Source organism: Rathayibacter sp. AY1F3, from assembly GCF_002931975.1.
Lineage (GTDB): Bacteria > Actinomycetota > Actinomycetes > Actinomycetales > Microbacteriaceae > Rathayibacter.
Window position 1 is genome coordinate 1 of record NZ_PSVF01000034.1, and the last position, 20,461, is coordinate 20,461.

Here is a 20,461-nt window from a genome sequence, read left to right on the forward strand (position 1 = left end):
GCCCACGATCAGGCTGAGGAACGGGATCCCGATGAACGCGAGGAAGCCGAGAGCGTACGAGAGGGCGCCCGTGGGCGGTGCGGGGACGGCCTGCGGGGGAGGAGCCGGTCGTCGGCTGCGCGGGGTCGACGGGGTCCGCGGAGGAGGGGCTCGAGGAGCGGCGGTCGGAGGCGCCGGATCCCGCACCGGGAGCGGAGGGGTCCGCAGTCGCCGCCGCATCCTCCGCGGGCGAGGCGGCGGTCGGCGTCGACACCGCTTCCGGGGCGGTCATCGCCTCGGGCGCGAGTGCGGCGGAGGCGAACACCACGGAGAGCACGAGGGTCGTCGTCGGGACGAACGCGGCGAGAGCGCGGGTGGTGCGGGTCACGGACGGTCCAGTTCTGCGGGCTCTGCGATGCGCCCGCCTGTGATTACTACCAGGAGCGTGAAGAGCTCTGCACCCCCGCTTCCGGGTGGAGTGCCGCGGAGCGCGCCAGCGGGCTCGGCCAGCGGAATACATGCGTACTGTTCGACACATCCTCATTTGCTTCGAGCCGGGAGTTCACTCTTGTCCTTTGCCTCCGTGCGTTCGCACGCCTTTGCCATCATCACAGCGACCATCGCCGGGGTAGCCCTCATGGCACCGACGGCGTCGGCCTCCGAGTCGCAATGTCCGAGCGGGTACAGCTGCGTCTGGACAGATGCCGATTACCAGGGCAGCTACTCCGGGCGCGGGAATGCGAATTACGACGAGTGGCATGCGTTGGGGGGACGGGTCTTCAACGACTCGATCTCGAGCTTGAAAAACCGCTACACGGGCACGAAGACCTGGTTCGAAGACGCGAACAGAGGCGGGGCTCAGCTGCGGATCCTCAGCGGACACCAGGTCTCCAACCTGCAGCGCATCGCATCGGGGAAGAACTACCACCCCGACTGGAACGACTTCATCTCGAGCGTCGACTGATGCGGCCGTTAGGGCGTTCGGCCGCTCTCCTCGCCGTCGGCGCGACCGTCGTTCTCCTCGTCGGGTGCGCATCAGCGATTCGACAGGCGTCGTCAGGCGACCTCGACATCGGCCCGTACGCCGATGTTCACCCCGTCCTCGACCCTGCGGCGGAGTCGATCAGGACGCCGACGGACGCCTGCTTCCTCGACGAGGCGGCGCTGAACCGAGTCGGTCCGGCCGATGATCTCCTCATCGGGGCGTGCATTCGGACGAGCGGCCGCTCCTTCCGCCCCGTGGAGGTCGACCTGGCGGCGCTCCCGCCGCTGCCGGACACGTCCTCCGGCAGCTGGTGTCCGGAGGGAGAGGCTCGGCTGGGGTACGGCTTCGACGGCTCCGCTGATGCACCGATGGAGGCGGCGAACCAGGCGTTCGTGGCGCAAGCGGCCGCCGATGCGACCTGGGGCGCGGCGGCGGATGCCTGCGACAAGTCGGTCGAGCGCCCGCCCCATCTCGGACGCTCTTCCGGGGGTGACGCCGCCCAGGCGGTCGCGGGGTCGGCTCACGACGTCCTCCGTCGCACAGGGACGATCCCCGCGGCGGATCTCCGATGGGAGAAAATGCGCTCCGAACGGATCAGCTGCTCGGAAGAGCACGGGCTCCGCTTCGATCCGGCGGAGCCGCACGCTTGGGGGCCGGAGATCCCGGATGATCCGGACGCCGCTGTCCGCACCGCCGTCGTCGACGTGCAGTGCAAGGAGGAAACCCGCCTCATCGAGAAGCCGACCTCGCTGCAGTCGCCGTACGAGGTCGCCCTGTTCGACCTGCACCGCACCGAGCCTGATGACATGGCGCAGAACAAGCGCGCGGTCCTCGAGCGCGCCGACGCGGTCATGGCGCGGGACGGGGCGGCGACATGACCGCCGACCCGCGATCGAGCAACCGGACCCGGGTACGAGGGCCGGTGTTCCGCATTGCTCCGGTGGCGCTCGCCGTGCTGGTGCCGCTGGCCGGGTGCACCCCCGCGGATGCGCCGGTCGATGAGCGACTCGACATCAGCGCCTACTCGGAGGTGCACGCCGTCCTCGACCGGACGAACGAGCTGATGACCTACCCGATCGACGCGTACTTCATCGACGCGGAGGGGCTCGGCCGGATCGTGCAGGCCAATGCCCTGCTGCTGGACGACTGCATGCGGGAGGGCGGCCGGACGGACCCGTCGGCGGCGTTCGACCTCACCCGGTCCGCCGTCGTCACGGAGACGACCTTCGGCATCTGGAGCCCGGAGCGCGCGGCCCGCTCCGGATACGGCTTCGACATGCCTAACGCGGCGGCCGTCGAGGCGGCGAGTGCGGCGGTCATCGAGGCCGCCGCCGCCGATCCGGGGTGGGAGGACGCGATGAGCGCGTGTGAGGACCGGGTCGAGACCCTGCCCGGCCTGGGACGCGACTACGCGGCCGATAAGGGGATGGAGATCGCTCAGCTGCCGCAGGCGATCACCAACGACGCCGGGCGCCTCGCATCGGCGGATCCCCGGTGGAACCGGGCGCGCACCCGATGGGGCGACTGCCTGATCGCGCACGGACTGCAGCTCCGCACCGACAGCGAGCAGCCCTGGTCGCCCCAGGTGCCCGACGACCCCGAGGCGGCGATCCGGACGGCGGTGCAGGACGTGCAGTGCAAAGAGGACACCCGGCTCGTCGAGACGCTGAGCTCTCTGCAGGCGCAGTACCAGGCGGCGCTGATCGACAGGCACCGCGCCGAGCTGGACGAGGTGGCGCAGAAGGAGCGCGCGGTCCTGGAGCGCGCCGACGCCGTCATCGCGCGGTACGGGCGCTGAGCCGTGGCCGACCAGCACGGATCGGTGCGCCTGCCCGCCGTCGCCCGGCCGCGAGCGCTCGTAGCCTTCCTCGTGAGCGTCCTCCTCGTCGGAGCCGTCGGAGTGGGCGTGGGAGCCTCGCTCCGATCCGCCGACGACCTCGACGCGGCGGCTGAGCAGCCGCCGCCCCCGGTCGAGGTCGAGGTGGAGCGGCGCTCCATCGAGCCGCCGCGGACAGTGCAGGGCGTCGTCGACCCGGGTGACATCCGGACCGTTCCGTTCGCGGGCATCAGTGCACCCGCAGTCCTGCCCTACGTGACCGAAGTGGGGACACCGCAGGGCGGGGTCCTCGCCAGCGGGGGACTCCTGCTCGCCGTCGCAGGCCGTCCGCTCCTCGGGCTGCGGGTCACGGCTCCGCTGTACCGCGATCTGCACGTCGGCGACTCGGGGCCCGACGCCGAAGCATTCGAGGTGGCGCTCAGCGCGCTCTCCGACGCCGACTTCGCTGTGGACGGCACCGTGACCGAGGCGACCGTCGCTGCCGCCGACGCGCTGTGGCGCGAGCGCGGCTACCGGCTCCCGACCGAGACCGTCGCGTCGCCCGCGGGCGGATCGTCGGATCCGGGGGCGACGTCGACTCCCGGTCCTACGCCGCCACCCACCGCGGTCACGCGCCCCTTCGTCGACGTGACGCAGATCGTCCAGCTGGAGTCGGACTCCGTGACCGTGCTCTCGGCGCCGGCGGTGGGGGCGACGGCCTCCTCCGAGGAGCCGCTCGCCGTCCTGCAGACGAGCCCGCGGCGCATCACCGCCCGGGCGACCGTGATCGACGCCGACGCGCTTCAGGCGGGGACGCCGGTCGTGCTCCACGCGGACGGCCGGCCCGAGCGATCGGGGACCGTCCTGCGGCAGGGGGACTTCGTCGCCGCGGACAGCACCGCCGGGAGCGCGTCCGGCCGCGACCTGTTCCTCGACCTGCCCGAGGACTGGGCCGACCTGGGTGACAAGGCGTCCGTCGTCGTCTCCGCGGCGAGAGCGGGCGACCCCGTCCTCGCCGTCCCGCTGACTGCGGTCCACCGGGCCTCCACCGCTCCGTTCGTCGTGGTCGGCCGGTCCTCCCGATACCGGACGGGCGAGGAGGTCCCCGTGACAGTGCTCGGAGTCGGAGACGGCTGGGCACACCTCGACGAGTCGACGGGACCGGCCGAGGGCGACACCGTCGTGGTGACGCCGTGAGCGGGCCGCTGCTGTCGCTGCGCGGCGTCGGCCGCCGCTATCCCGGCGGGGGATCAGCGGGCGCGCTCTCGGGGCTCGACCTCGACGTCCGCGCGGGGGAGTTCGTCGCGATCGTCGGACGCTCCGGCGCCGGCAAGTCGACGCTGCTCAACATCCTCGGGCTTCTCGACTCGGCGGACGAGGGGGAGTACCGCCTCGCAGGCGTCGACGTGGCCTCGCTCCCGGAGCGGGAGCGCGACGCGCTGCGGTCCCGGACGTTCGGCTTCGTGTTCCAGGACTCCTTCGTCCTGCCGCGGGAGACGGTCGCCCGGAACACGGCGCTCCCGCTCCGGACCCGCGGAGAGCGGACGGGGGACCAGCGCGACCCGGTCGCGCAGGCGCTGGAGGGCGTCGCGCTCCTCCCACTCGCGGATCAGCGCGCGGGCACGCTCTCCGGAGGCGAGCGGCAGCGGGTCGCGATCGCGCGCGCCGTCGTCGGCCGACCGGCCGTGATCCTGGCGGACGAGCCGACCGGGAACCTCGACTCCGCGACCGCCGATGCCGTCCTGGAGGTGCTGTCCGCGCTGCACCGCGCGGGCGTGACGATCGTGCTCATCACGCACTCGCCGGAGGTGGCGGCGCACGCCCAGCGCCGGCTCCGCCTCGAGGACGGACGAGTGGTCGACGACTCGGGTGCGGTGCTGGACGCAGACCAGGGCGCGGGTCTGTCCGCTGCGGACTCCTCCGAGGCGGCACAGGGCGCCACCGATCCGTCCGACCCCGCCCCGGCTGCAGCACCGCGTCGCCGCCGCGCTGCGCACCTCGCCGACGCGGTGTCGTCGCTCCTGCTCTCGCCCGCCCGGACCCTCGGGATCCTCGCCGCGTTCGTCCTCGCTGTCGCCGGACTGGTGACCTCGGTCGGGATGAGCGCGGCCGCGGCGCAGCAGATCTCGGCACGGCTGGACGCCGCGGCCCTCGATCAGATCACGGTGCGCCTCCCGGCCGAGACGACCCTGCTTCAGCTGCGGGAGGCGGCGTCCGACATCGGGGGCCTCGAGGGAGTGGAGGCGGCGAGCGCCCGCCTGACCCTTCCGGCGGCGGTCGCGCACCCGGAGCGCTGGGTGGCCTCCTCCGTCGTCGCCACCGACGCCGCGGTGGTCGCCGTCGACCGGGCCTTCCTCGACGTCGAGCTCGTCACCACCCGTCCCTCCACCGCTTCCGAGTGGCTCGACGCGGCGGACGGAGGTCCCCTCGCCCTGCTGGGCGCAGGAGCGGCGGCCGATCTCGGGATCCCCGTCGGCAGGACGGGCGACACCGTCCGGATCGCCGGGACGCCCGTGGTGGTCGCGGGCTTCGTCGAGTCCTCCCAGCGCGATCCGGCGCTCGCGGAGTCGATCCTCGTCTCGCTGACCGACCTCGAGGTGCCCGCCCGAGCCGAGCCCTCGGTGGTCGCCCGCACCGCGCCCGGCCGGCCCGCCGCGATCGCCGAGTCCGTGCCGCTCGCCGTCGACGCCGCCCACCCCGAGCGCTCGGTCGTCCAGACGGTCGCCGACCTGCGGCTGCTCAGCCGGGGCGTGAGCAGCGACCTCGCCGCGAACCTCCTCCTGGTGTCGCTGCTCCTGCTCGTGCTGGTCTGCCTGACGAGCGCGACCTCGATGTTCCTCGCCGTCTCGGCTCGTATCCGCGAGATCGCGCTGCGGCGGGCTGTCGGAGCGACACGGTCCGACATCAGGGCGCTCTTCCTCGTCGAGGGGACGGTGATCGGAGCCGCGGGCGCCTTCTCAGGCCTGGCTCTGGGGGTCCTCGCGACCGCCGTCCTCAGTGCCGCGCAGGGCTGGACGCCGGTGCTCGACCCGCTCAGTGCCGCGGCGGGAGTCCTGGCCGGGATCGGAGCGGGCGCGGTCTCGGCCGTCGCCCCCGCCCTCCGGGCCGCGCGCATCGAGCCCGCGCTCGCCCTCCGCGCCGGATGACCCTCCGCGGACGGGCCGCCTCTGGACGACCAGAGCGAGCGGACTGCGATGCAGGGCGAGTGCACCCCCGACCCTCCGCCGCTTCCGCCCCGGACGCCCGGCCGCACACGCAGAGGAGGGAGCGCCCACGGGCACTCCCTCCTCCGTCACGACCGGTCGACCGGCCGCCGTGCGCTCAGCAGACGCGGGCCGGGTAGGCCACCGTCTGCGCGAGGGTCTCGGAGCCCGCCGTGGCGGTCACCGTCACCTGGCTGCCCGGCATGCTCGCGAGGCGGGTGGTGAACGCGGCCGATCCGCTCGCACCCGCGGCCACCGCGGTGACCGTCTTCGAGCCGTGGGCCGAGGCCATCGCGACGTCGATCGGAGCGGTGCCGCCGTTCTTGGCGAGGACAGTCAGCACCGCCTTCCCGGCGACGCAGCGCGACGTCACGGTCACCGGCACCGTCAGCGCCGGGGCGGCCGCCTCGGGGACGACGATCTCGCCGATCTTGAGGAACGAGCCCGGCGTGGAGAAGGTCAGCTTCAGGCCGGTGGCCGAGACCGCCGCGAACGGGATCGTGGTCAGCGTGCCGTTCGCCGCCGGAGCGACGTTCTGCGCGGTGGTCGGCTTCCAGGTGCCGTCCTCGGCGCGGTAGGCCACGCTCACCGACGCCAGGGTGCCCTCGGTGTTGGTGAAGGTGAGCCCGGCGACGCGGTGCGCCTCGGTGTTCGTCAGCGTGAACTCGGCGCTGCCGGCGAAGGTGCCGTCGGTCCAGGTCGACCAGGGGGTGCTCACGTTGCCGTCGCAGGCGTTCTTCGCGGGGAGGGTCGCGTACTTCGTCTGGCTGAACGACGCCGAGACCGCGGCTCCGGGGACGCGGCAGACGTTCGTCGGCGGCGCGGTGCCCCAGATCTGCACCTCCGAGACCGACTGCCACGTGTTCGCCGCGCTGGTGAGGTGCAGGCGGAGGCCCGTGGTGTCGGGCAGGGAGGACAGGTCGAGGATCGCCGTCGGGGCGGATCCGGTCGCGGCCTGGCTGAGGGTGGCGGCGACCGAGGAGGTCGTCCATGCGCCGTTCACCTGGTACTCGACCTCGATCCTCGAGGGCCAGGTGGCGGTCGCACCGTCCTTGTAGGTGCTGACCGTCACCGAGTCGAGGTTCTGCGCCGCGCCCCAGGAGAAGGAGAGGCGGCTGTCGCGCGGGTAGCCGGCCGAGGACCAGTCGTCCCAGCCCTTGCCCTTCACGTCGCCGTCGATGAGCTTGCCGGCGAGGTCCGTGCGGCTCGAGACCGCGACGGACGCTCCGGGAGCGAGGTTCGCGATGCCCGGCTCCGCCACCTCGATCGTGCGGGTGAAGCGGCGGCCGGAGGAGAACCCGGCGTCGGCGGCGAGCGTACCCGTCACCTGCACCGTGCCGAGCTCGGCGGGGCCGGGGGCGGCCCAGGTCACGGCGACGTCGCGGGTCGAGCCGTTGCTCGCGACCGAGACCGTCGAGGGGAGCGCGGCGGCGATGTCGGCGCCGCGGCGGACCTGCTTCGGCAGACGGGCGTCCACGACCGACCAGACGCCGTCGCCGACCCCCTTGTCGTCCCAGTAGGAGAGGTTCCAGCCGGATCCCCAGCGCGCCGGGTCCTCCTGAGCCGGGTTCCGCATCTCGAGGCGGCCGTTCTCACCGACCGTCATCGGGAGCCAGACGTAGGTCGAGTCCGACTTGCCCTCGTTCCAGCGGTCGCCCATGTAGACGTACTTCCCGGGAGCGAGGGTGAGGACGTTCGTCGACTGCGAGCCGAAGGTGGTCTTGCGGGAGTCGCCGATCGAGAGCAGGCCGTCGCTGCCCTCCGGGATCGCGTTGTAGGCGACGTTCTCGTCGGCGTCGCCCTTCTCGACTCCGCGGGTCCACGCGCCGAGGATCGAGTCGGCGGTGTAGTAGGTCTGCGGGTTCGGCGCCCAGCCGGTCGCCCCGGAGGCGATCGTGTAGTACTTGCCGCCGTTGGCGAAGATCGCGGGCGCCTCGAGGTGTCCGCACTCCTTCACGATCTGGAAGTCGGTGCCGCGCACCGGTGCTCCGGCCGCACCGTCGGCGAAGACGTAGGGGTACGTCCCGTCGGCCGAGTACTGGTTCGCGTCGAGGGTGTCGGTCGTGGTGGTCCGCTCGACGTTGGTGTAGTCGGCGTCCAGCTTCGCCACGTAGAGCGAGTAGTTCTCCTCGGAGGAGTAGGAGATGTACGCGGTGCCGTCCTCGTCCTGGAAGACGGTCATGTCCCGCGCCTGCCCGGGCACGGCGGAGGTGGTGCAGGCCTTGTAGTCCGTGCGGTTGTAGAGGCGGTACACGCCCTGGAGCGTGAAGGGCCCGGTCGGGCTGTCCGAGACGGCGACTCCCGCCATCGAGCGCGCGTAGGTGCTGCCGCCCGGCGTGGTCCGGCCGTCGGAGTGCCACCACATGACCCACTTGCCGGTCTTCTCGTTGAAGAGGACCTTGGGGCGCTCGAAGATGGCGGTGTTCGGCGAGGCCTGCGTCGTGTCGAGGTGGTAGTCGAGCTCCGCGATGCGGTCGGCGCGAGGGGCTCCGGAGTCGTCGACGGTGTCGTAGAGCGCGTCGAAGTAAGGGGCCTCGAGGTCGGCCGGAGCCGAGACGCTGCGCAGCGCGGTTCCCTTGTTCTCCCAGTTGTGGCCGTCGGTGGAGCGGTAGACCGCGACTCCGGGGCTGTTCCAGTAGCCCTTCGTGCGGTCCTCGCCGTACCAGTACTGGACCTGCTGACCGCCCTCCTCGACGGTGACGATCTGGCCGCCGTGCGCCTGGATGTGGCGGCCGTCGGTGTCGTACCAGTAGGGCTGGAAGTAGCCGGCCGCGGTGCTGCCCGGGTCCTGGACCGCCGGGTAGTCGGTGTAGGTCACGGGCGTCGAGGTGCGCGGCACTCCGTCGTCGGGATCCGTGGCCACGGCGGCCGAGGCCGACTGCGCTCCTGTTCCCAGGAGTGCTGCGACGAGCAGCGCGGCCACCGCCGCGGCGGCCGTTCGTGGTCGAGACGTCATGCTGTGCTCCTTTGCACCGGGGACTTCGCGCATGTTCACGCAAACATCAGGCTTCCACGAGGCTCTGATGACGTCAACATCCGAATCCGCTCGGTCGCCGGATCCCGACGGCTGCGCGGGCCCGGTCCTCGCTGCTCGACCTTCAGGCGCGAGCGCTCCGCCCGGCTGGAGGGCGCGCTCCGCGAACCGGCGATCATCCGATGCCGCCCGAACCGCGACCGCCCCCGGGCCGGAGGGCTCGAGGGCGATCGGACGTGCGGTGCGGCCTGGCCGCTGACCGCCTTCCGGGTATCGATCTCAGGGCTGCGAGGATCTCGCGCGCTCGAGGATGGCCGCGATCACGGCGGACTTCGCCTCGGCGTAGTCGTTCCCGTCCTCCCAGCGCCGGAGGAGGAGAGACGCCTTCGTGCTGCGGTAGAGCTCGCGGTCGGCCGGGTCGGTGCGCAGCCGGTCGCGCAGGAGGAGGTACGCGTCGATCGCGGGATGACCCTCCTCGTAGATGTGGACGTGGGCGTCCCGTCCGGGCGTGCGGACGAGCCGGTGCCCGGGCTCGCGGGTGCGCAGGACGTAGCCGGCCGCGAGCAGCGGCGCGACGTGGTCCTCCTCCGCCGTGACGTCGGGCACGACGACCAGCACGTCGACGATCGGCTTCGCGGGCAGGCCCGGGACGGAGGTCGAGCCGATGTGCTCGACCCGCACGCCCGGGACGGCCTCGAGGATGCGCCGCCGGTGCTCCTCGAACAGGGCGGACCACTCGGGGTCGTGCTCGTGCAGGGCGAGCTCGAGCGGCTCCGGTCCGCCGACGAGCTCGACGGAGACGACGTCGGGGCGGCGGGGGGAGCGGTGCGGAGTCACCGGGTCATCCTGCCAGGGGTGCCGCAGGGCGGGTGCGGTTCACTGGAGCGGTGAGCACCCTCCTCGTCACCGCGCACCCCGACCGCGACTCCCTCACCGCCGCCCTCGCCCGGCGGCTGCGGGAGGAGCTCGGCCCCGACGGAGTGGAGACGGCCGACCTCGACGCCGAGGGCTTCGACCCGCGGTTCGGCGCGGCCGACCGGGACCGCTACCGCGGTGTCGGCCCGGTTCCCGACGACGTCCTCCGCGAGCAGCGCCGGCTCGACGGCGTGGACCACCTCGTGCTCGTCTTCCCCGTCTACTGGTGGTCGATGCCCGCGCTGCTGAAGGGCTGGATCGACCGCGTCTTCCTCGCCGGCTGGGCCTTCGACATCGACCCCGTCCACGGCACGCAGCGCAGGCTCGGCGCTCTGACCGTCCACCTCGTCCTCGTCGCGGGGGACTCCGCCGGGACCTACGAGCGGCACGGCTACGAGCAGGCGCTGCTGACGCAGATCCAGCACGGGATCATCGACTACTGCGGAGCCCGGCGCGGCGGGGCCGTCTTCGTCCACGAGTCCGAGCGCGAGGACGACGCGAGCCGCAGGGCGGCGGTCGAGGACGCGGTCGAGCGGACCGTGGAGGCGATCAGGGCTGATCCGCCTGCAGCGCTCCGGTGACGAGGGCCTGCACGAGGGTGTCGGCGTCGTAGTCCGGATCGTGGGCGGCGCCGATGCAGAGGTTGCCGATGCCCTTGAGGAGCATGTAGCCGCTGAGACTCGACGCCGGGATCCGGGCGGGTCGTGCCGCCTCGAGCAGGTCGCCGCAGACGGGGACGAGCCGCTCCACGAAGTAGGCGTGCAGGGCGTCGGATCCGGCGCTGTCGCCCTGGAGCGCACCGGCGAGGCCGTGCTTGGTCACCAGGAGGTCGACGAAGTGGGCGACCCAGGCTCGGAGGGCGGCCTCCGGGGTCGCGCTGTCGGCGAGCAGCCGTGGGCCCGCCTCCGCGCAGGCCTCGACCTGGTGGCGGTAGACGGCGACCACGAGCTCCGAGCGGGTCGGGAAGTGCCGGTAGATCGTCCCCATGCCGACGCCGGCCTCCGCCGCGATCTCGCGGACCGGCGCGTCCACGCCGGAGGCCACGAACACCGTCGCCGCGGCGGCGAGCAGAGCGTCGCGACTCGTCCGCGGTCGGCCGGGCGTGCGGGGCGCACGGTCGCTCATCGGTTCTCCTTGCTTTTCGGAGCGGCGCTCCGTAATGTCTCCGAGCGCAGCTCCACCACGTTCCGGAGCAGTGCTCCGCAATGTTCCGGAGCAGCGCTCCGACGATTGTGCCAGAGCGCCGCCCCCCAGGAAGGATCCTCGTGCCCACTCCGCTCCTCGACTCCCTCGACCGCGTCGTCGGACCCGGCGCCCCCGTCGTCTCCCTCGCTCCGGTCGCGCTCGACGCCCCCGGCCGCCCGGTCCCGCTCGAGGTCCGCGTCTCGGCCCCGACGACGGGGTCGGATCTGCCCGTCGTGCTGTTCTCGCACGGCAACGGCTGGAACCTCGACGGCTACGCCCCGCTGACCGCCTTCTGGGCGTCCCGCGGCTTCGTCGTGATCCAGCCCACCCATCTCGACTCCCGCCGCAACGGCTTCGGCTTCGACCACCCGGTCTTCCCGAGCATCTGGACGGAGCGGATCGCCGATCTGACCCGCTCCCTCGACCGGCTCGACACCCTCGAGGCGGCCGTCCCCGGCCTCGCCGGACGGATCGACCGCGCCGGGATCGCCGTGGCCGGCCACTCCTGGGGCGGGCAGACCGCGCAGGCCCTCCTCGGCGCCCGCGTCCTCGACGACGACGGCACCGCCGGAGCCGACCTCTCGGACGAGCGGGTCCGCGCCGGGATCCTGCTCGCGGCGACCGGGCTCGCCGGGGACGACCTCGCGCCGTTCGCCCGCGAGCACTTCCCCTTCCTGCGGCCCTCGTTCGCCGAGCTGACCACACCGACCCTGGTCGTCGCGGGCGACCGTGACCAGTCGCGGATGTCGCGGCGCGGCCCCGACTGGTTCACCGACGCCTTCACGCACAGCCCCGGCGCCTCCGACCTGCTGACCCTCCACGGTGCGGAGCACTCGCTCGGCGGGATCGTCGGGGACTCGGTGGCGGAGACGACCGACGCGGACCCCGAGCGCGTCGCCGCGCTGCAGCGGCTGAGCACCGCCTACCTCCGCACCGCGCTCGGCGTCGATCCGCGGAGCTGGGGCGCCGCGCGGGACGCCTTCCGACACCACGGGGCCGCCCTCGGCCGGATCGACGGGAAGTAGCGGCTGCGGTCGACCCCCGGTGAGCACCGCCCGATGCGCGCGGTCCGCACGGCCGAGCGCGACCCCTCTCGATCCGTCGCGAACGGCCCGTCGTCGAGGGGCGGACGGGCCGTTCGCGACGGATGAGCAGAGCGGGTCCTGCCGTCAGCGCGGGGCGCGCAGCCCGGCGAGCGGGCCGTCGTGCAGCGGCTCCGTCTCCCAGCGGACGCGGGCGGTGCGGTCGGGACCGAGCTCGACGTGCAGGCGGTGCGGGGTCTCGAGGAACACGACGTCGATCAGGACGCCGTCGCCCGAGGGCCCGGCGCTCGCCGCGAACGGCCCGTCGACGGTCCAGGCTCCCGCGCCGGGCGTCACCGTGAAGCGCTCGTCGCCCTCGGTCAGCGCGAGCGTCCAGCCGCCCTCGTCGGCCGTCACCTCGACGACGTCAGGCCACGATCCGACCGGCGTGTAGCTCCCGGTCGCGGGGGAGGCGCCCTCGAGCGGGGGCAGGGCGAGCTCCGACAGCCGGTCGGCCAGTCGGGCGTCGGCCTCCGCCGTGGACCCTCGGCCGACGGCGGGGAGCAGGTGCTCCCAGGCGAGCGCGAGCAGCGTCTGCGTGTCCGAGGTCTGGCCGGTCAGCGCGATCACGAGCTCGTGCTCGGGCACGATCAGGCTGAACTGCCCGTACGCGCCGTCCGCGCGGTAGCCGTGCAGCGACCGCCAGAACTGGAAGCCGTAGCCCTGCTGCCAGTCCGGTCCGCCGTCCTCGTGGGTCGGAACGTGCGCGCGGGACGCCTCGGCGACCCATTCCGGCGAGAGGATCCGCCGGTCGCCCCAGCGCCCCTCCTGCAGGTACAGCAGTCCGAGTGCAGCGGCCGCCTCGGTGGTGGCGTGCAGCCCGCTGTAGCCGAGCTCGCGCCCCGAGTCGTCGCGATGCCAGGCGACCTCGCCGATGCCGAGCGGATCGAGCAGGCGCGGGCCCAGGTAGTCGGTCAGCGACTGCCCGCTCACGCGCTGCACGATCGCGGCGGCGGCGAAGGTGCAGGGCTGGTTGTAGGCGAAGACGCTGCCCGGCTCCTGCTCCGGCGGGAGGAGGAGGAAGCCGCGCACCAGGTCGACCGGATCCGTCTCCTCGGCGCGGTCGATCGTCTCGGCGGAGTGGCCGCTCGCCATCGCGAGGACGTGGCGGACGCGGATCGCACGCGAGCGCGGGTCGGTGATCTCGTCGTCGAGCTCGGGGAAGTACGAGAGGACGGTGGCGTCCAGGTCGACCAGGCCCTCGGCGACCGCGAGGCCGACGGCGGTCGCGGTGAAGCTCTTGCTCAGCGAGTAGAAGAGGTGCAGTCGCTCGGCCGAGTACGGCGCCCACCAGCCCTCGGCGACGACGTCGCCGCCCTGCACGACCATCAGCCCGTGCAGCTCGACGCCGGGAGCAGCCTCGACCCCGTCGACGAAGGCCAGCACTCCCTCGGCGTCGACGGAGCGGGCGGACGGGGTGCTTCTCGGCAGTGAGCGCGTCATCCTCCGATGCTACGACCGGCGCGGCGCCGCCTCCGCCCGGGGGCAGGTGGCGGCGCCGCCTAGGCGGTCGGCTCGGCGGGGAAGGGCCCGAGGCCGAGCAGGAAGCGGAGGATCGCGTCGGCCGGCACGCGCAGGGCGGGGCCGGAGCCGAGCTCCCATTCCGCGTCGGTCGGAGCGAGGGTGCGACCGCGGACGGCGGCGCGGATCGCGAGCGGCGCGCGCTGCAGGCGGTCCAGGGCCACCCCGCCGGTGATGCGGGAGGAGAGGGCGAGCGGCTCGGGGGAGAGCGCGAGCTCGGCGCGGACGACCTCGACCAGCTCGGCGACCGAGCGGGGACCCGCGCCGGCGCGGCGAGTGGAGGCGAGAGCGGCCAGGGCCGGGGCGATCTCGGCGGCAGGGGGAGGGGAGGAGGCCTCGCGGGCGCCCATCCGCGTCGCGAGGCGCTGGCCGGTGCTGCTCGAGAGCCGCACGACGAGCTCTCCGAGCAGGGCGTCCCGGGAGACGGCACTGGCCGCCTCGCCCTCCGTGGTGGAGGGGGAGGCGGCCAGGACGGCGAGGCGGTCGAGCCTCTCGGCGACGAGGGGGCGCCAGTCGTTGCTGACGCCCGTCTCGTCGACCGAGGGCCCGGTGCTCAGCGGCAGGAACCGCGACCAGTCGGGCACGACCGCAGGGCCTAGCGTCCGCCCGAGCGGCGCTTGTTGTAGACGTCGAAGGCGACCGCGAGCAGGAGCACGAGGCCCTTGACCGCCTGCTGCCACTCGATGCCGATGCCCATGATCGACATGCCGTTGTTCAGGACGCCGATGATGAGGCCGCCGATGATCGCGCCGCCGATGGTGCCGACGCCGCCCTGGACCGCCGCGCCGCCGATGAAGGCGGCCGAGATGGCCTCGAGCTCGAAGCCGTCGCCCGCCTTCGGGCCGGCGAGGTTGAGTCGCGCGGTGAAGACGAGGCCGGCCAGAGCCGCGAGGACGCCCATGTTGACGAACAGCCAGAAGGTGACGTTGCGGGTCTTGATGCCGGACAGCTCCGCGGCGTGCAGGTTGCCGCCGATCGCGTAGACGTGACGGCCGAAGACGGAGCGGTTCATGACCACGCCGTAGATCAGGACGAGCACGGCGAGCACGATCAGGGTGACCGGGATGCCCTTGAAGGTGGCCAGCGCGAAGGAGAAGGCCGCGATCACGACGGAGACGAGGACGAGCTTGGTGACGAACCAGGCGCCCGGCTCGACGCTCTGGGCGTACTTCTGGCGGCCGCGGCGGGTGCGCACGGACTGCACGGCGAAGGCGACGATCGCGAGCGCGCCGATGACGAGCGACAGCGGGTCGAGGTCGGTCTCGCCGAACAGGTCGGTGAGGAAGCCGTTGCCCAGCGCGCGGTACTCGGTCGGGAAGGAGCCGATGTTCGCGTTGCCGAGGACGACGAGCGCCAGGCCGCGGAAGATCAGCATGCCCGCCAGGGTCACGATGAACGCCGGGATCCCGACGTACGCGATCCAGAAGCCCTGCCACGCTCCGACCAGGGCGCCGATGAGGAGGGAGAGGACGATCGACAGCCACCACGGGAGACCCATGTTGACCGCGAAGACGCCCGAGATCGCTCCGACGAACGCCGCGACCGAGCCGACCGAGAGGTCGATGTGCCCGGCCACGATGACCATCACCATGCCGATGGCGAGGATCAGGATGTAGCCGTTCTGGACAATCAGGTTCGAGATGTTCTGGGGGCGGAGGAGGATGCCGCCGGTCATCACCTCGAACAGCAGCACCACCACGATGAGGGCGATGAAGATGCCGTTCTTGCCGAGGTCGCCCAGCACGTGGCTGAGGCGCTTCGTGAAGGCGTTCTCGGTGGGCTTCACCTGCGCACCGGCCGCGGTGGACGGTTCGTTCTGCAGATCGGTCATCGTTGCTTCTCCTGGGTCATGAGGGTGAGGACCGCCTCGGGCGTCGCCTCGGCGATGGGCAGCTCGCCCGTGATCCGGCCCTCCGACAGCGCGTAGACGCGGTCGCAGATGCCGAGCAGCTCCGGCAGCTCGGAGGAGATGACGATGATCCCCTTACCCTGCGCCGCGAGCCGGTTGATGATGGTGTAGATCTCGTACTTCGCACCCACGTCGATGCCGCGGGTGGGCTCGTCGAGGATGAGGACGTCCGGGTCGGAGTAGATCCACTTCGACAGGACGACCTTCTGCTGGTTGCCGCCGGAGAGCTTCCCGGTCTTGGCGAGCACGGTCGGCGACTTGATGTTCATGCTGCCGCGGTACTCGTTGGCGACCTCGAACTCGCGGTTGTCGTCGACGAGTCCGCCGCGGGCGACCTTGTCGAGCGACGCGAGCGAGATGTTCCGCTTGATGTCGTCGATCAGGTTGAGGCCGTAGTGCTTGCGGTCCTCGGTCGCGTAGGCGAGCCCGTGGGCGATCGCCTCCGAGACGTTGCGGATCTTGATCTCCTTGCCGGCCTTGAAGACCTGGCCCGAGATGCGGCTGCCGTAGGAGCGGCCGAAGAGGCTCATCGCGAACTCGGTGCGCCCGGCGCCCATGAGCCCGGCGATGCCGACGATCTCGCCGCGGTGCACCGACAGGTTGACCTTGTCCACCATGACGCGGGTCGGGTCCTGGGGGTGATGGGCCGTCCAGTCGACCACGCGCAGGATCTCCTCGCCGATGTGCGGCGTGTGGTCCGGGTAGCGGTGGTCGAGGTCGCGGCCGACCATGTCCTTGATGATGCGGTCCTCGGTGACGTCGTCGTGCGCGATCGTCTCGATGGTCTTGCCGTCGCGGATGACCGTGACGGTGTCCGCGATCTTCTTGATCTCGTTCAGCTTGTGGCTGATGATGATCGACGTGATGCCCTGCTCCTTGAGGTGCAGGATCAGATCGAGCAGGTGGTCCGAGTCCTCGTCGTTCAGGGCCGCGGTGGGCTCGTCGAGGATGAGCAGCTTGACCCGCTTGGAGAGCGCCTTCGCGATCTCGACGAGCTGCTGCTTGCCGACTCCGATCTCCATGATCTTGGTGGTCGGGTTCTCGCGCAGACCCACGCGGGCCAGCAGCGCCGCCGCCTCCTGGTTGGTCTTGTTCCAGTCGATCAGGCCGCCGAAGCCGCGCACCTCGTTGCCGAGGAAGATGTTCTCCGCGATGGAGAGGTAGGGGCTGAGGGCCAGCTCCTGGTGGATGATGACGATGCCCTTCGCCTCCGAGTCGCGGATGCTGGAGAACTGCATCACCTCGTCCTCGAAGACGATGTCGCCCTCGTAGGTCCCGTGCGGGTAGACGCCCGACAGGACCTTCATCAGCGTCGACTTGCCGGCGCCGTTCTCCCCGCAGATCGCGTGGACTTCGCCGCGCTGTGCGTTGAGCGTGACGTCCTGGAGCGCCTTCACGCCCGGGAACGTCTTGGTGATGCCGCGCATCTCGAGGATGTTCGAGGTCACGCCGCCTCCCTTCCTTCGTAGTGGGGGAGGGCGCCCAGTGGGCGCCCTCCCGGGGTGTTCCTTCTCGGGTGAGGAGAGAGGACTAGCCGTTCACTTCCGCGTCGGTGTAGTAGCCGCCGTCGACGAGGACGGACTGGATCTGGTCCTTGGTGACGATGACCGGCTCGAGCAGGAAGGACGGGACGACCTTCTTGCCGTTGTCGTAGGTGTCGGTGTCGTTGACCTCGGGCTCGGTGCCCTCGAGCACGGCCTGGGCCATCTTCACGGCCTCCTTGGCGAGCTCGCGGGTGTCCTTGTAGATGGTCGCGTACTGCTCGCCGGCGATGATCGCCTTGACGGAGTCGAGCTCGGCGTCCTGACCGGTGATGATCGGGAAGTCGGAGCCGACGGTGTAGCCGGCGTCGGTCAGAGCCGAGATGATGCCGCGGCTGAGGCCGTCGTAGGGCGAGAGGACGCCCTGGACCTTGGAGCCGTCGGAGTACGTCTTGGTGAGGATGTCCTCCATGCGGCTCTGGGCGACCTCGCCGTCCCAGCGGAGCGTGGCGACGGTGTTGAAGTCGGTCTCGCCGGACTTCACGACGAGCGTCTTGTCGTCGATGTACGGCTGGAGGGTGTCCATCGCGCCGTTGAAGAAGAACGTGGCGTTGTTGTCGTCGGGGCTGCCGGCGAACAGCTCGACGTTGAACGGGCCGGCGGGGGCGTCGGCGGCCTTCGCGCCGGTGAGGTCGGTGAGACCGAGGCCCGCGAGGAGCGAGGTGGCCTGCTGGACGCCCACCTTGTAGTTGTCGAACGTGGCGTAGTAGTCCACGTTCTCGGAGTCGCGGATGAGGCGGTCGTAGGCGATGACGGGGATGTCGTTGGCCTTGGCCTCCTCGAGCACGCTCGTGAGGGTGGTGCCGTCGATCGAGGCGACGATCAGGGCCTTGGCGCCCTTGGTGATCATGTTCTCGAGCTGCGAGACCTGGGTGGGGATGTCGTCCTCGGCGTACTGCAGGTCGACCTGGTAGCCGGCCTCCTCGAGCTGCGACTTGACGTTGTTGCCGTCAGCGATCCAGCGCTCGGACGACTTGGTCGGCATCGCGACGCCGACGAGGCCGCCGTCGCCGGATCCCGAGCCCGAGCCGCCACCGGTTCCGGAGGAGCAGGCGGCGAGGGAGAGGATCATCGCTCCGCCGGCGATGCCGGCGATGAGAGCGCGCTTCATTGTGGTCACTGTGATTCCTTCGTCATTGAATGCAGTGGATGCAGGGCCGCCCTCGGGATCGGGGCGGAGATGTGATGCCATGTGAGCGATCACATTGCGTCATGCTAGACCCGACGGCGCCGTTCGTGTCAACGCGCACGTCTCGACTCGGTAACGGGACACCGGCGGCGCGTCGTCCGCTCTCGGAGCGGTGCTGTCAAGGGTCCCCGGCCCCGGAAGGGAGCCGGAGCCGTCGGCGTTGCGTCCAGCACTGTCGAAAGGACGCACACCATGACGAAGACCTGGTTCATCACCGGCGCCTCGAAGGGCTTCGGCCGCGAGTGGGCCGAGGCGGCGCTCGAGCGCGGCGACTCGGTCGCCGGCACCGCCCGCCGGATCGAGACCCTCGACGCCCTCGTCGAGGAGTACCCCGACACGTTCCTCCCGCTGACCCTCGACGTGACCGACCGCGCGGCCGGCTTCGCCGCTGTGCAGGCCGCGGCCGAGCGGTTCGGCCGGCTGGACGTCGTGATCAACAACGCCGGCTACGGGCACTTCGGCATGATCGAGGAGCTCACCGAGGAGGAGGTCCGCGCGCAGCTCGAGACCAACGTCTTCGGCGCCCTCTGGGTCACCCAGGCCGCGCTGCCGATCCTCCGCGAGCAGGGCTCGGGCCACATCGTCCAGGTGTCGAGCATCGGCGGCATCAGCGCGTTCCCCTCGATCGGCGCGTACCACGCGTCGAAGTGGGCGCTCGAGGGCTTCACCCAGTCGCTGGCCGCCGAGGTCGCCGGCTTCGGGATCCACGTGACCCTCGTCGAGCCCGGCGGGTACTCGACCGACTGGTCCGGTCCCTCCGCGTCGCGCAGCGAGCCGATCGCCGCGTACGACGAGGTCCGGGAGGCAGCGAGCCGACGCCCGTCCGCCGCTCAGCAGGGCGACCCGCGGGCCTCGCGCCTCGGGATCCTCGCGGTCGTGGACGCGGACGAGCCGCCGCTGCGGATCTTCTTCGGGCGCGCGCCGCTGGGCATCGCGACGGCGGACTACGAGTCGCGCCTCGAGACCTGGAAGCGCTGGAACGACGTGTCGATCGCCGCTCACGGCGAGTGATCCCGGGCGGTCGCGGCGCGAGGGCGTCGCGGCCGCCGGTCAGCGCGAGGCGGTGACGCTCGCGCTCCGGGGGACGGCCGTGGATCCGCGGACGACCAGCTGCGGAGCGATCGGCGCCGCCTTCTCCGGCCGGTCGCCCTCGATCAGGCTGAGCAGCGCGGCCACGCACCGGCGTCCGAGCTCCACGAAGTCCTGGCGGACGCTGGTCAGCGGCGGCCAGTAGAACGCAGCCTCGGGGATGTCGTCGAAGCCGATGACGCTGACGTCCTCCGGCACGCGGACCCCGCGCTCGTGGAACGCGCTCATCAGTCCGAGCGCCATCTGGTCGTTCCCCGCGAACACCGCGGTGAAGTCGAGGAAGCGCGAGAGCTCGAGGCCCACGCGGTGGCCGCGCTCGGCGCTCCAGTCGCCGAGCAGCGGCGGGCGCAGCGGGATCGAGCGGTGGTCGAGCTCGGCGAGGTAGCCGCGCATCCGCGCCTCGGCCTCGATCCAGTCCTGCGGGCCGGCGAGGTGCACGATCTCGGTGTGCCCGAGGTCGATCAGGTGCCCGGTGGCGATGCGGGCGCCGGCCATCTGGTCGACGTAGAGCGCGTCGTCGCGGTCGTCCTCGCTCGTCTGCAGCGTCACGTGCGGGATGCGCAGCGCGACTCCGGAGAGGATGTCGAAGACGCGGATCTGCGGGGCGACGACCACGAGGCCCTCGACCGCCTGGTTGAGCAGATGCCGGATCCCGGCCTGGATCGACGCGCCGTCGGTGCCGTCGACGTTGGCCGTGACGACGAGGTAGCCCGCGTCGCGCGCCGCCACCTCGATGGCCTGGATGCTGGAGGCCGGACCGTACTGCAGGCTCTGCGAGGACAGCACGCCGACGGTGCGGGTGCGGCTGGTGACCAGTGCCCGCGCGGCGAGGTTGGGGCGGTAGTCGAGCTCGGCCATGACCTCGAGCACGCGCTTCTTCGTCTCGGCGCGCAGGCTCGGGTGGTCGTTCAGGACCCGGGAGACGGTCTGGTGCGAGACGCCGGCCGCGCGGGCGACGTCGTAGATGCTCGGCGCCCGCGACGCGGGCCTGTCTTCCGGCATCGGGCACCGCGGCTCTCTGTGATCGGCGCCTCCGACGCAGGACCGGGGCGCCCTCACGGGCGGCTCGCCCG

17 protein-coding genes are annotated in these 20,461 nt (G+C 71.9%); 8 read left to right on the plus strand and 9 right to left on the minus strand.

Annotated features, from left to right (window positions below):
* Positions 1-616: 616 nt before the first annotated feature.
* The 5 genes from C5C39_RS15025 to C5C39_RS15045 all read left to right on the plus strand — a co-directional run bounded on the left by C5C39_RS15025 (position 617) and on the right by C5C39_RS15045 (position 5,926).
* Positions 617-943, plus strand: a complete 327-nt coding sequence (locus C5C39_RS15025) for a peptidase inhibitor family I36 protein (RefSeq protein ID WP_258061415.1) — start codon at positions 617-619, stop codon at positions 941-943.
* Between the two features lie 275 nt (positions 944-1,218).
* Positions 1,219-1,842 carry a hypothetical protein gene (locus C5C39_RS15030; RefSeq protein WP_146083955.1) on the plus strand — a complete coding sequence of 208 codons (624 nt, stop codon included), beginning with the start codon at positions 1,219-1,221 and terminating at the stop codon, positions 1,840-1,842.
* A 44-nt stretch (positions 1,843-1,886) separates the two neighbouring features.
* Positions 1,887-2,762 (plus strand): hypothetical protein, encoded by an 876-nt coding sequence (locus tag C5C39_RS15035; RefSeq protein WP_146083956.1) that lies wholly within the window; start codon positions 1,887-1,889, stop codon positions 2,760-2,762.
* A 3-nt stretch (positions 2,763-2,765) separates the two neighbouring features.
* A complete protein-coding gene (locus C5C39_RS15040) occupies positions 2,766-3,977 on the plus strand; it encodes a hypothetical protein (RefSeq protein ID WP_104353761.1) in 1,212 nt (403 codons plus the stop codon).
* Positions 3,974-5,926 carry an ATP-binding cassette domain-containing protein gene (locus C5C39_RS15045; RefSeq protein ID WP_104353762.1) on the plus strand — a complete coding sequence of 651 codons (1,953 nt, stop codon included), beginning with the start codon at positions 3,974-3,976 and terminating at the stop codon, positions 5,924-5,926. Before C5C39_RS15040 ends, C5C39_RS15045 begins: the two co-directional genes overlap by 4 nt.
* Before the next feature lie 175 nt (positions 5,927-6,101).
* Here the strand turns inward: C5C39_RS15045 and C5C39_RS15050 are convergent, their stop codons facing one another.
* A complete protein-coding gene (locus C5C39_RS15050) occupies positions 6,102-8,939 on the minus strand; it encodes a discoidin domain-containing protein (protein ID WP_104353763.1) in 2,838 nt (945 codons plus the stop codon).
* Between the two features lie 297 nt (positions 8,940-9,236).
* On the minus strand, positions 9,237-9,794 hold the full coding sequence (locus tag C5C39_RS15055; protein ID WP_104283949.1) for a GrpB family protein: 558 nt from the start codon (positions 9,792-9,794) through the stop codon (positions 9,237-9,239).
* A gap of 50 nt (positions 9,795-9,844) precedes the next feature.
* Here C5C39_RS15055 and C5C39_RS15060 point away from each other — a divergent pair, with 50 nt between their 5' ends.
* Positions 9,845-10,453 (plus strand): NAD(P)H-dependent oxidoreductase, encoded by a 609-nt coding sequence (locus tag C5C39_RS15060; RefSeq protein WP_104324799.1) that lies wholly within the window; start codon positions 9,845-9,847, stop codon positions 10,451-10,453.
* Here the strand turns inward: C5C39_RS15060 and C5C39_RS15065 are convergent.
* Positions 10,422-10,997, minus strand: coding sequence for a TetR/AcrR family transcriptional regulator (locus C5C39_RS15065; protein ID WP_104346529.1), 576 nt, complete (start codon positions 10,995-10,997; stop codon positions 10,422-10,424). The genes C5C39_RS15060 and C5C39_RS15065 overlap by 32 nt on opposite strands.
* Before the next feature lie 140 nt (positions 10,998-11,137).
* On the opposite strand from C5C39_RS15065, the gene C5C39_RS15070 reads away from it, so the two are divergent.
* Positions 11,138-12,082: a chlorophyllase gene (locus C5C39_RS15070; RefSeq protein ID WP_258075858.1), complete on the plus strand. Its 945-nt coding sequence runs from the start codon at positions 11,138-11,140 to the stop codon at positions 12,080-12,082.
* A 144-nt stretch (positions 12,083-12,226) separates the two neighbouring features.
* Here the strand turns inward: C5C39_RS15070 and C5C39_RS15075 are convergent, their stop codons facing one another.
* The 5 genes from C5C39_RS15075 to chvE form a co-directional block, all read right to left on the minus strand.
* On the minus strand, positions 12,227-13,582 hold the full coding sequence (locus C5C39_RS15075; RefSeq protein ID WP_104353765.1) for a serine hydrolase: 1,356 nt from the start codon (positions 13,580-13,582) through the stop codon (positions 12,227-12,229).
* 59 nt (positions 13,583-13,641) lie between these two features.
* Entirely contained in the window at positions 13,642-14,244 is a 603-nt protein-coding gene (locus C5C39_RS15080; protein ID WP_104353766.1) for a hypothetical protein, read from the minus strand.
* Positions 14,245-14,255: 11 nt separating this feature from the next.
* Positions 14,256-15,491: a multiple monosaccharide ABC transporter permease gene (gene mmsB / locus C5C39_RS15085; protein WP_104224982.1), complete on the minus strand. Its 1,236-nt coding sequence runs from the start codon at positions 15,489-15,491 to the stop codon at positions 14,256-14,258.
* Positions 15,488-17,017: a multiple monosaccharide ABC transporter ATP-binding protein gene (gene mmsA, locus C5C39_RS15090; protein ID WP_104256398.1), complete on the minus strand. Its 1,530-nt coding sequence runs from the start codon at positions 17,015-17,017 to the stop codon at positions 15,488-15,490. Before mmsA ends, mmsB begins: the two co-directional genes overlap by 4 nt.
* Before the next feature lie 82 nt (positions 17,018-17,099).
* A complete protein-coding gene (chvE, locus tag C5C39_RS15095) occupies positions 17,100-18,221 on the minus strand; it encodes a multiple monosaccharide ABC transporter substrate-binding protein (protein ID WP_104224984.1) in 1,122 nt (373 codons plus the stop codon).
* A gap of 270 nt (positions 18,222-18,491) precedes the next feature.
* Between chvE and C5C39_RS15100 the strand changes: the two genes are divergently transcribed.
* Entirely contained in the window at positions 18,492-19,310 is an 819-nt protein-coding gene (locus C5C39_RS15100; protein ID WP_104256397.1) for an SDR family oxidoreductase, read from the plus strand.
* A gap of 39 nt (positions 19,311-19,349) precedes the next feature.
* Here the strand turns inward: C5C39_RS15100 and C5C39_RS15105 are convergent, their stop codons facing one another.
* The gene (locus C5C39_RS15105) at positions 19,350-20,390 is read right to left on the minus strand and encodes a LacI family DNA-binding transcriptional regulator (protein WP_104353767.1); all 1,041 of its coding nucleotides are present in this window, start codon (positions 20,388-20,390) and stop codon (positions 19,350-19,352) included.
* Positions 20,391-20,461: the final 71 nt, after the last annotated feature.

Coding starts and splice junctions, on each gene's coding strand:
- C5C39_RS15025 (WP_258061415.1), top strand. CDS start 617: ATGGCACCGACGGCGTCGGCCTCCGAGTCGCAATGTCCGAGCGGGTAC.
- C5C39_RS15050 (WP_104353763.1), bottom strand. CDS start 8,939: ATGACGTCTCGACCACGAACGGCCGCCGCGGCGGTGGCCGCGCTGCTC.
- C5C39_RS15065 (WP_104346529.1), bottom strand. CDS start 10,997: ATGAGCGACCGTGCGCCCCGCACGCCCGGCCGACCGCGGACGAGTCGC.
- C5C39_RS15075 (WP_104353765.1), bottom strand. CDS start 13,582: ATGACGCGCTCACTGCCGAGAAGCACCCCGTCCGCCCGCTCCGTCGAC.
- mmsB (WP_104224982.1), bottom strand. CDS start 15,491: ATGACCGATCTGCAGAACGAACCGTCCACCGCGGCCGGTGCGCAGGTG.
- chvE (WP_104224984.1), bottom strand. CDS start 18,221: ATGAAGCGCGCTCTCATCGCCGGCATCGCCGGCGGAGCGATGATCCTC.
- C5C39_RS15100 (WP_104256397.1), top strand. CDS start 18,492: ATGACGAAGACCTGGTTCATCACCGGCGCCTCGAAGGGCTTCGGCCGC.
- C5C39_RS15105 (WP_104353767.1), bottom strand. CDS start 20,390: ATGCCGGAAGACAGGCCCGCGTCGCGGGCGCCGAGCATCTACGACGTC.